Origin of the sequence: Streptococcus mitis (assembly GCF_026782865.1) — a bacterium.
GTDB lineage: Bacteria > Bacillota > Bacilli > Lactobacillales > Streptococcaceae > Streptococcus > Streptococcus mitis_CG.
The window spans coordinates 1-10,056 of the sequence record NZ_JAKUXK010000008.1 but is presented as its reverse complement, the minus strand read 5'-3'; the positions used below and the strand labels follow the sequence as shown (position 1 = coordinate 10,056).

Below are 10,056 nucleotides of genomic sequence, written 5' to 3'. Positions count from 1 at the left end.
AAGGTTGAGGCTAAAGGCACTCAAGAAACTGGTAAAGAAGGCGAATCTTTAGTTCAAGAAAAGTTATCTGAATATAAAGTAACTGAGGGCGCGGTTACGAAAGAAACTACTACTGAGATTGACTATAAGACAGAAATTATCGAGGATCCAACTAAATATACGGATGAAGAAACTGTAGTCCAAGATGGAGAAAAGGGTAGTAAAATTACCAAAACGACTTATAAGACTCTCGAAGGTGTTGAGACTGATCAAGTTTTAAATACAACAACCACTGTCATCAAAGAACCAGTCACTAAAAAAATAAGTCGTGGAACAAAACCAATTGAAGGAACTCTGGTAGAAGAAAGTCTTGAAAAGATTCCATTTAAGGAAGTTGTTAAAGAAGATGACCAACTGAAAAAAGGTGAAAGAGTTACTGTCCAAGAAGGAAAAGATGGACAGAAAAAAGTTACCAAGACTTACAAAACTATCAAAGGTTTAAAAACTGAAGAAGCACCTAAAATTGTGGAACAGGTTCTGGAGTTAGACCAAGATCGTATCGTCAAATTAGGAACTAAAAACTTTGAAAAACCAATCTTAAGTTTGTCACTTGTTGATGTTCAAGATTTGAAACGATCATCTCAAATTCGTTATAATTTGGAAAATCCAAGTAAGGCAGCCATTAAATCTATCACCCTAACTCTGAAAAAAGGTGACGAGATTGTGAAGACATTGAATGTTTCACCAGAAGATCTAACAGCTTCTTTGACAGACTTACAGTACTACAAAGATTATAAACTTGAAACGAAGATGGTTTATGACCGTGGTGAGGGTGATGAGGAAGAAGTTCTGAAAGAAGAACCGCTAAGAATTGACCTCAAAAAAGTTGAAATCAAAAACATCAAAGAAACAAGCTTGATGAGTGTAGATGCTGACGGTAACGAAACAGACACTAGTTTGCTGACAGAAAAACCAGCTGATGTTGCTCCACTCTACCTACGAGTTACAACTCACGACAACAAAGTTACAAGACTGGCTGTTGACAAGATTGAAGAAGTAGAAAAAGACGGAAAAACTTTATACAAAGTCACTGCCAAAGCACCTGATTTAGTTCAACACACAGATGTTTCTAAATTGGCAAACGAGTATGTTCATTATTTTGAAAAACAAAAAGCACACGATGGTGATGTATATTATAGCTTTAACGACCTAGTAACGGCTATGAAAGCTAATCCAAGTGGTACCTTTAAACTTGGTGCAGATTTGAATGCAGCAAATGTACCAACTCCGAATAAACAATATGTACCTGGTAAATTTAGCGGAACTTTAACAAGTGTTGACGGTAAACAATATACCATTCATAATATGGCTCGTCAGTTATTCGATAACGTTGAAGGCGGTACAGTTAAAAACATTAACTTAGGTAATGTTAATATCAATATGCCTTGGATTGAAAATATTTCCGCACTATCAAGAGTAATTAAAAATGCCACAGTTGAAAATGTTAAGGTAACTGGTAGTATCCTTGGTAAAGATGGTATTGCTGGTATCGTAAATAAAGGAGATACTGGTGGACTTCTTAAAAATGTTGCTTTCATCGGTAAACTAACAGGTGTCGGTAATAAAGGTTGGGATCTTGGTGGTATCGCCGGAGAACTTTGGCGTGGTAATATTAAACATGCATACGTAGATGCTGATATTGTTGCAGATAGAGCACGTGTTGGTGGACTTGTCGCTAGAACCGATAACGGTTCTGATCCTAATGGTATTGATAAATACGCTTCTGTTCGTAACGCTGTTACTAAAGGAACTATTGATGTGAAGAACCCTGTTGAGGTAGGTGGTTTCATTAGTAAAAACTGGACATGGGGACGTGTTGCTGACACAGTTTCAATGATGAAAGTCAAAAACGGTGAAGAATTCTACGGTTCTAGAGATTTAGAAGCAGAAGGTGGATATTACACAAAAAACTGGATTGAAAGAAACTACGTTGTTAAAGATGTGAGTGAAGGTTCTCACTCATTTAACGGTTCTCGTAGTAATCGAATCCAAGAAATCAGCCTAGAAGATGCAAATAAAAAAATAGAATCATTCGGAATTACAGCTGATAAGTTTGAAATTAAACCTCTTGTTGAAGATACACTAAATAGTGTAAAACCAAAATCTGACACTTACAAAGATACTCAAGACTACGATACTTCTCGTGAACTTGCTTACCGTAATATTGAAAAACTTCAACCGTTCTACAACAAAGAATGGATTGTCAACCAAGGTAATAAGATTCCTGCAGATTCTAAATTACTAACTACTGAAGTTTTATCTGTTACAGGTATGAAAGATGGACAATTTGTGACCGACTTATCAGATGCTGACCATATTATGATCCATTACGCTGATAAGACGAAAGAAATTAAGGCTATTACACAAAAAGAATCTAAGGTTCAACAAGTTCGTGAATATAGTATTGAAGGATTAGGTGATGTTGTCTATACACCAAACATGGTTGTTAAAGATCGTGCAAATTTGATTAATGGTATCAAAGCTAAATTAGCTTCTGTTGAACTTGATTCAGATGAAGTTCGTAAGATTAATAACAATCCTAAGATGTTATACATGGAAGAAAGCTTCAAAGAAGTAAAAGATAATCTTGATGCTTTAGTTAAAGCTTTAGTTGAAAATGAAGACCATCAATTAAATACGGACGAAGCAGCTAAACGTGCATTGATTAAAAAAGTTGAAGATAACAAAGCTAAAATCATGTTAGCTCTGGCTTACTTAAACCAATACTATGGAATTAAATTTGACGGATTAAATATCAAAAATATGATGACCTTCAAACCGGATTTCTACGGTAAGAACGTTAACGTACTTGATAGATTAATCAGCTTCGCATCAAATGGTAACAACCTAAAAGGTGATCAATCACACGATGCATTTAACAGAGCTCTTGCAAGTGCTACTGGTAAAGCTAATTTACACGAATTCCTGAAGTACAACATGGAATTATTCACTAGTGAAACAGATATGAATACTTGGTTCAAGAATAACATTGCAGATAACGCTTATGTTGTTGAGAAACAATCATCAAATCCAGATTTCGCTAATAAGAAACATAAATTATATGAAGTAATTAATAATGGACATCATGGGCGTTATATTTTACCACTTTTGAATTTGAAGAAAGCGCATATGATCTTAATTACAACCTATAATACCATTGCGTTTAGTTCATTTGAGAAATACGGTAAGAACACAGCAGAAGAACGTGAAGCGTTCAAGAAGCAAGTTGATTTACGTGCGCAAGAACAAATCAATTATTTAGACTTCTGGTCAAGACTTGCTGCAGATAATGTACGAAATAATCTTCTTAAGAGTGAAAATATGGTACCATCTGCAATTTGGGATAACCATGATGTACCAGGTTTGGGATGGGTTGACCGTATGGGACATACGAAGAAAGGCGATTTTGCTCCAATTCGTGAATTCTATGGTCCGACTGATAAGTGGCACGGATATAATGGAATGGGTGCATACGCTTATATCTTCCAAAATCCACAACCACAAGAGGCTGTATATTACATCATCTCTAGCATGATTAGTGATTTTGGTACATCTGCATTCACTCACGAAACAACTCACATCAATGACCGTATGGCTTACTTAGGAACATGGCGTCACCGTGAAGGAACAGACGTTGAAGCCTTTGCTCAAGGTATGTTACAATCACCATCAGTTTCAAATCCAAATGGTGAATATGGTGCCTTAGGGCTAAATATGGCGTATGAACGTCAAAATGATGGTAATCAATGGTATAACTATAATCCTAATATGCTAGATAGTCGTCAGAAGATTGACCATTACATGAAGAACTATAATGAATCAATGATGATGCTTGATTACTTAGAAGCTGAAGCGGTCATTAAGAAAAATGAAGGAACCAATGATAAGTGGTTCAAGAAAATGGATCGAGAATGGCGTTCGAATGCTGATCGTAACAGTCTAAAAGGTGAACCACATCAATGGGATAAACTTCGTGACTTAAATGATGAAGAGAAAAACATGAAGTTAACAACGATTGATCAATTGGTAAACAATAACTTTGTTACCAAGCATGGAATGCCTGGTAATGGACGTTATCGTTCAGAAGGTTTCGATACTGCTTATCAAACCGTTAATATGATGGCAGGTATCTATGGTGGTAATACAAGTAGAAGTACTGTAGGTTCTATTTCATTTAAACATAATACATTCCGTATGTGGGGTTACTTTGGTTATCTCGATGGTTTCTTAGGATACGCTTCTAATAAATATAAAGATGCTGCTAAGAAAGAAAACAATGGTTATGTTGGAGATGATTTCATCATTAAGAAAGTTTCAAATGGAAGATTCCAAAACTTAGAAGAATGGAAATCTGCTTGGTACCATGAAGTACATGAGAAAGCTCAAAAAGGTTTTGTTGAAATTGAAATTAATGGTGAGAAAATTTCAACTTATGCAAGACTTCAAGAATTATTTGATGAAGCAGTTGAGAAAGATCTTAAAGGGAATGGATTTGGAAATACAGTTGGTCTGAAAGAGAAAGTTTATAAACAACTCTTACAAAAATCTAATGGATTTTCTGGAGATTTGTTTACTAAATAGTAGATAGGACTAATAGAATAATAAAAAGGTAGATCAGTTTTATCTGAATCTGCCTTTTTGTGCTATACTTAAGATATGCATAGAAAAACAGTTATTGATTTTAGGGCTTTGGGAGAGAGATACATCTTTACCCAGCCGATTAAAGAGTTAAAAACGAGAGATGTAGCAGAAGTGGCAGATTTGCTGGCACAAGTGGAAAGCTACCAAGAGCAAGGCTATTATGTGGTGGGCTATGTCAGCTACGAGGCTGCACCTGCTTTTGAGGAGAAATTAGCAGTTCATAAATCTCCTTTACTGGCAGAGTACCTGCTATATTTTACAGTTCATGATAGGGTAGAAACCTCCCCTATTCCTCTGATTTATGACGAGGTTGATTTGCCTTCAAACTGGCAGGAAGTAACATCTGCAGCAGACTATGAAAAGGCTATTGCCCAGATTCACCATCATTTGCGGCAGGGAGACACCTACCAGGTCAACTACACAGTCCAACTCAAGCAAGATTTAAGCGCCAATCCTTTTGCCATCTACAATCGTATGGTGGTAGAGCAGGAGGCGGGTTACAATGCTTATGTTGAACATGACGAGATGGCAGTGATTTCCATGAGCCCAGAGCTCTTTTTTGAGCAAAATGACCGTGAGTTGACAACGCGACCAATGAAGGGAACGACTCAGCGTGGCATGACTGACCAAGAAGACTTGGAGCAGGCCAGTTGGTTGGAACAGGATCCCAAAAATCGCTCTGAAAATATGATGATTGTGGACCTCTTGCGCAACGATATGAACCGTATTTCTGAAGTGGGAAGTGAGCATGTGGAGCGTTTGTGTAAAGTGGAGCAGTATTCAACTGTCTGGCAGATGACTTCGACCATCAAGAGTCAGTTGCGAGAGGATGTTGACCTTGTTGAAATCTTTCGCTCTCTCTTTCCTTGTGGTTCCATAACGGGAGCTCCCAAAATTGCGACTATGGAGATTATAAAGGACTTGGAACCACAACCGCGCGGAGTCTACTGTGGAACCATTGGTCTCTTGCTTCCAAATGGACGACGGATTTTTAATGTGGCCATTCGGACCATTCAACTCTACAAGGGGCAAGCTATCTATGGAGTTGGCGGAGGCATTACATGGGATAGCACTTGGGAGTCTGAATACCGCGAGGTTCATCAAAAGGCAGCAGTTCTCTATCGTAAACAAGCTCGTTTCAAACTGATTACTACAGGGAAAATCAGCCAAAAGAACTTGTTCTTTGAAGAACAACATCTGGAAAGACTGAGAAAAGCTAGTCGGTATTTTGCCTTTCCATTTGATTCAGAAAACTTGAAACAAAAGATAGAGGAAGAGTGTCATGCTTGTGATGCTAATCAAGATTACCGCTTGCGTATTTCTCTCGACAAGTCTGGAGAGATAGAAGTCGATTGTCAAGTATTAACACCTCTTAGTCTAAGTTTTTGTCAGGCCAAACTTTGTCTGCAGGAAGCTAATTTGCAACAAGCCTTTACCTACTTCAAAACGACTCACCGACCGCATTTGAGCCTAGGGAAACAAGAGAAGATATACCACAATAAGTTAGGAGAACTTCTTGAAACCTCTATTGGAAATTTGGTCTTAAAAATGAATGGTAAACTCTACACGCCACCAAGTCAACTAGGTCTTTTACAAGGAATTTATCGTCAGCATTTGCTGGGAACAGGACAGGTAGAAGAGAAAGCCTTGACCATAGAAGATTTGAAGGGAGCAGAAGCTATCTATGGCTGTAATGCAGTCAGGGGCTTGTATGAGTTGTCAGTAAGGGAGAACTAAATGAAATTAATATTTTTACATGGCCTAGGCCAGTCAGCAGATAGTTGGAAAGAAGTGCAAGAGTTTCTTGTAGATTATCCCTCTGAAGCCCTAGAGTTATTTCCTTCCGGAGTTGCTACCTATCAAGAAGCCAAGGAGCGCATCTATCAGTATTTATCAAAGGAGACAGAACCTTTTGTTTTGGTTGGATTGTCCTTAGGTGCTGCTCTGGCACTAGAACTATCTAGTTACGATTTACCAAATCTTCGAGCTTTGGTTCTGTCAGGATGCCCGCTAAAATTAGCAGGGAATATCCTATTTTATGTTCAATTGTTGATATTTAAATTACTTCCCAAAAGAGTATTTGAAAAACAGGGAGCAGACAAATCTCTTATGGTCGGAGTTTCTGAGGAATTGAAGATACTTGATTTAACTGCTATAGCAGGGACTTGTCCTTATCCAACCTTACTAATTTGTGGCAGCAAAGATAAACCGAATCTTAGTTCTATGAAAGCTCTCCACAGATTGTTGACAAATTCGCAGTTTCAGATCATTCCTGACGGCCCTCATGTCTTGAATAAGGAAAAACCAAAGGAGTTTGTAGAAAAAATCAGAAGTTTCCTTGAATTGCTGAAATAAGTTTGATAAAATAATATTGAAAACGATATCATAATTATGGGAGAAAGAAATGAACAAACGTTTATTTTTAAAAATGAGTCTCGCTACCTTGCCAATTTTAGCCTTGTTTTCAAAACCTGTGTTAGCAGAAGAAAACATTCATTTTTCTAGCTGTAAGGAAGCTTGGGCGAATGGCTACTCGGATATTCACGAGGGAGAACCGGGATATTCTGCTAAGTTAGACCGAGACCATGATGGTGTAGCTTGTGAATTGAAGAATGCTCCTAAGGGTGCTTTCAAAGCAAAACAATCAACGGTGGCTCAAACTAACACAAGTTCAGCAACAACAAGTGGTTGGGTTGAGCAGGATGGCGCTTGGTACTATTTTGATGAAAATGGAAATCCAGTGAAAAATGCATGGCAGGGAAACTATTATTTGAAATCAGATGGTAAAATGGCACAGGGCGAATGGATTTATGATTCTTCCTATCAAGCTTGGTATTATTTGAAATCAGATGGTTTTTATGCTCGCAATGCTTGGCAAGGGTCTTACTACCTTAAATCAAATGGTAAGATGGCTAAAGGTGAGTGGTTGTATGATAGTAGCTATAAATCATACTACTACTTGACATCAGAAGGCAGCTACGCTCGTAACACTTGGTCAGGTAATTATTATCTCAAATCAGATGGTAAGATGGCTAAAGGTGAGTGGATATACGATAGTAACTACAAATCATACTACTACTTGACAGCAGAAGGAAGTTACGCTCGTAACACTTGGGTAGGCAATTACTACCTTAAATCAAATGGAAAAATGGCTATCAATGAACGTACACCAGATGGTTATCGTGTAGATGGTTCAGGTAAATGGGTTAAATAAGAAACTAAAAAATAGGATAATAGGTAATATCAGATGAATAAAAAAAGATTATTAGTATGTGCTTTGGCACTTTCAACAGTTGGAGTATTGTCAACAATTGACACAACAGGAGTTCTACCTCTTTCAGCGCAAACGGTGCAGGCTGACACACAAACTCTTACCCCAACGGCAAAATATTATATTATTCTTCCGAATGATGCAGAAATATTTAATAGATGGAAGGGAACTGTTAATATTCCTATTATTGGGGCTACAAAAACTACTCCAGAATTATCTTATTTCCAAGAATCCGATCGTTACTATATAGCTAATGAGAATAAGTCTGGTGCCAATTACATAGAGTGGAAAGGAACAGTAGAAGAGTTTAAAGAGGCAATTAAGAAGCTGACTGATAAAAAATCTACTACTGCAACACCAAAAAAGGATGAAAAGCCAACACCAAAACCGGATGAGAAGCCAAAACCAACACCAAAACCAGATGAAAAACCAAAGCCAACACCAAAACCTACAGTTCAGTTTGGTTGGTTAGGTTCATCCTATTATCAAGATGGTAAAAAAGTCACTAGTAAGTGGATTTTTGATAAAAAATATAATTCATTCTTCTATCTAGATGCATCAGGAAATTATGTTCAAAACGCTTGGGTAGGTAACTACTATCTCAAATCAGGCGGATACATGGCTAAAAGTGAATGGATTTACGATAAGAACCATGGTTCATACTACTATCTAACATCAGAAGGTAGCTACGCTCGTAATACTTGGGTGGGTAATTACTACCTTAAATCAAATGGTAAGATGGCCAAAGGTGAGTGGGTTTATGATAAGAACTATGGTTCATATTACTATCTAACATCAGAAGGTAGCTACGCTCGTAACACTTGGTCAGGCAATTATTATTTGAAGTCAAATGGTAAGATGGCTAAAGGTGAATGGATTTATGATAAGAACTATGGTTCATATTACTATCTAACATCAGAAGGTAGCTATGCTCGCAATGCGTGGTCAGGCAATTATTATTTGAAGTCAAATGGTAAGATGGCTAAGAGTGAGTGGGTTTACGATAAGAACTATGGTTCATATTACTATCTAACATCCGAAGGTAGCTACGCTCGTAATACTTGGGTAGGAAATTACTACCTCAAATCAAACGGTAAGATGGCTAAAAGTGAATGGGTTGATGGAGGTCGTTACTATGTAGGAGCTAATGGATTATGGGAAACCAAAGCATCAACCAATAGTGAATATTCTGCTGCTTTAGAAAAGGCAAAGAGTTATAACTCGTGGGCAAATATGTCTAAAAAACGCTTATATAAGCAATTAACTTCAAAATATGGAGAAAAATTTCAAAGTGATGCTGCACAATATGCCATCGATCATTTGAATGCAGATTATAAATCAAACGCCTTAGCTAAAGCAAAGAATTATCGAAAATGGTTTAAGGATTCGAAGTCAGCAATTTATAAGCAACTAGTTTCGCCTTATGGTGAAGAATTTACAGAAGAAGAAGCTAATTATGCAATTCAACATCTTGACGACTAATCATTTTAAATAAGTATTTTTACTCCAATTATCAAGTCAAGTTCAACAAAGTTGTTCCTCTGATTAAGAGAGTATCTTTCAAGCTGTTTGAGTGAACTCAAACAGCTTTTTTGCCGACTATAGCCAAGTTCAAAATAGAAGGTTCTCCTATTGTCTTTCCACCCAGAACAGAATGGATTTTCCAATTTCAAAAAGGTGTTGAAGTTTATAGGTGTGAACAAAGGCATCTATGATATGTCCCGTTGGTTTCTCCCCAGTCTATGAGCAAACTCAGCCGGTTTGAGTCCTACGTTTAAATAAGCTTCAATTTCTACTCGCTCAGCTTCAGATTAGTGCTTGTATAGTTATTATTTTAATGTAAAAAAGATTAAGGATATGATATACTATAAGTGTAAATCATAAGAAAAGGAGATTTTTATGAGAAAATCAAAAAAAATTTTGGTTACAAGTTTAGCAGCAACTACTTTTGCACTTGTTTCTCTTTCAGATACAATGGGGATGTTGCCTTTCTCATCTCAGAAAGTATCTGCTCAAGAAAAAGATGCGTCTAAAAATGGTAAAATTGTAAAAGAGAATACAAAACCCGCACCAAAACCTGCGCCGAAGCCGGCACCAAAACCCGC

General features: G+C 37.3%; 5 protein-coding genes and 1 pseudogene. All 6 read left to right on the top strand.

Annotation, left to right across the window (positions count from 1 at the left end; translation table 11 throughout):
* Window positions 1-4,620 (top strand): ZmpA/ZmpB/ZmpC family metallo-endopeptidase (locus MK482_RS05965; RefSeq protein WP_268718247.1); only part of this gene is annotated, 4,620 nt, incomplete at its 5' end.
* 75 nt (window positions 4,621-4,695) lie between these two features.
* Window positions 4,696-6,417: an aminodeoxychorismate synthase component I gene (gene pabB / locus MK482_RS05960; RefSeq protein ID WP_268718246.1), complete on the top strand. Its 1,722-nt coding sequence runs from the start codon at window positions 4,696-4,698 to the stop codon at window positions 6,415-6,417.
* The gene (locus MK482_RS05955) at window positions 6,418-7,035 is read left to right on the top strand and encodes an alpha/beta fold hydrolase (protein ID WP_125452889.1); all 618 of its coding nucleotides are present in this window, start codon (window positions 6,418-6,420) and stop codon (window positions 7,033-7,035) included.
* Between the two features lie 49 nt (window positions 7,036-7,084).
* Window positions 7,085-7,894 (top strand): N-acetylmuramoyl-L-alanine amidase family protein, encoded by an 810-nt coding sequence (locus MK482_RS05950; protein WP_268718245.1) that lies wholly within the window; start codon window positions 7,085-7,087, stop codon window positions 7,892-7,894.
* Between the two features lie 33 nt (window positions 7,895-7,927).
* Window positions 7,928-9,433 carry an Ltp family lipoprotein gene (locus MK482_RS05945; protein WP_268718244.1) on the top strand — a complete coding sequence of 502 codons (1,506 nt, stop codon included), beginning with the start codon at window positions 7,928-7,930 and terminating at the stop codon, window positions 9,431-9,433.
* 417 nt (window positions 9,434-9,850) lie between these two features.
* Window positions 9,851-10,056 (top strand): annotated as a pseudogene (locus tag MK482_RS05935) (N-acetylmuramoyl-L-alanine amidase family protein); the annotation flags it as partial.

Excerpts from the sequence above, each read along its gene's own strand:
- MK482_RS05950 (WP_268718245.1), top strand. The coding sequence starts at position 7,085 with ATGAACAAACGTTTATTTTTAAAAATGAGTCTCGCTACCTTGCCAATT.
- pabB (WP_268718246.1), top strand. The coding sequence starts at position 4,696 with ATGCATAGAAAAACAGTTATTGATTTTAGGGCTTTGGGAGAGAGATAC.
- MK482_RS05955 (WP_125452889.1), top strand. The coding sequence starts at position 6,418 with ATGAAATTAATATTTTTACATGGCCTAGGCCAGTCAGCAGATAGTTGG.
- MK482_RS05945 (WP_268718244.1), top strand. The coding sequence starts at position 7,928 with ATGAATAAAAAAAGATTATTAGTATGTGCTTTGGCACTTTCAACAGTT.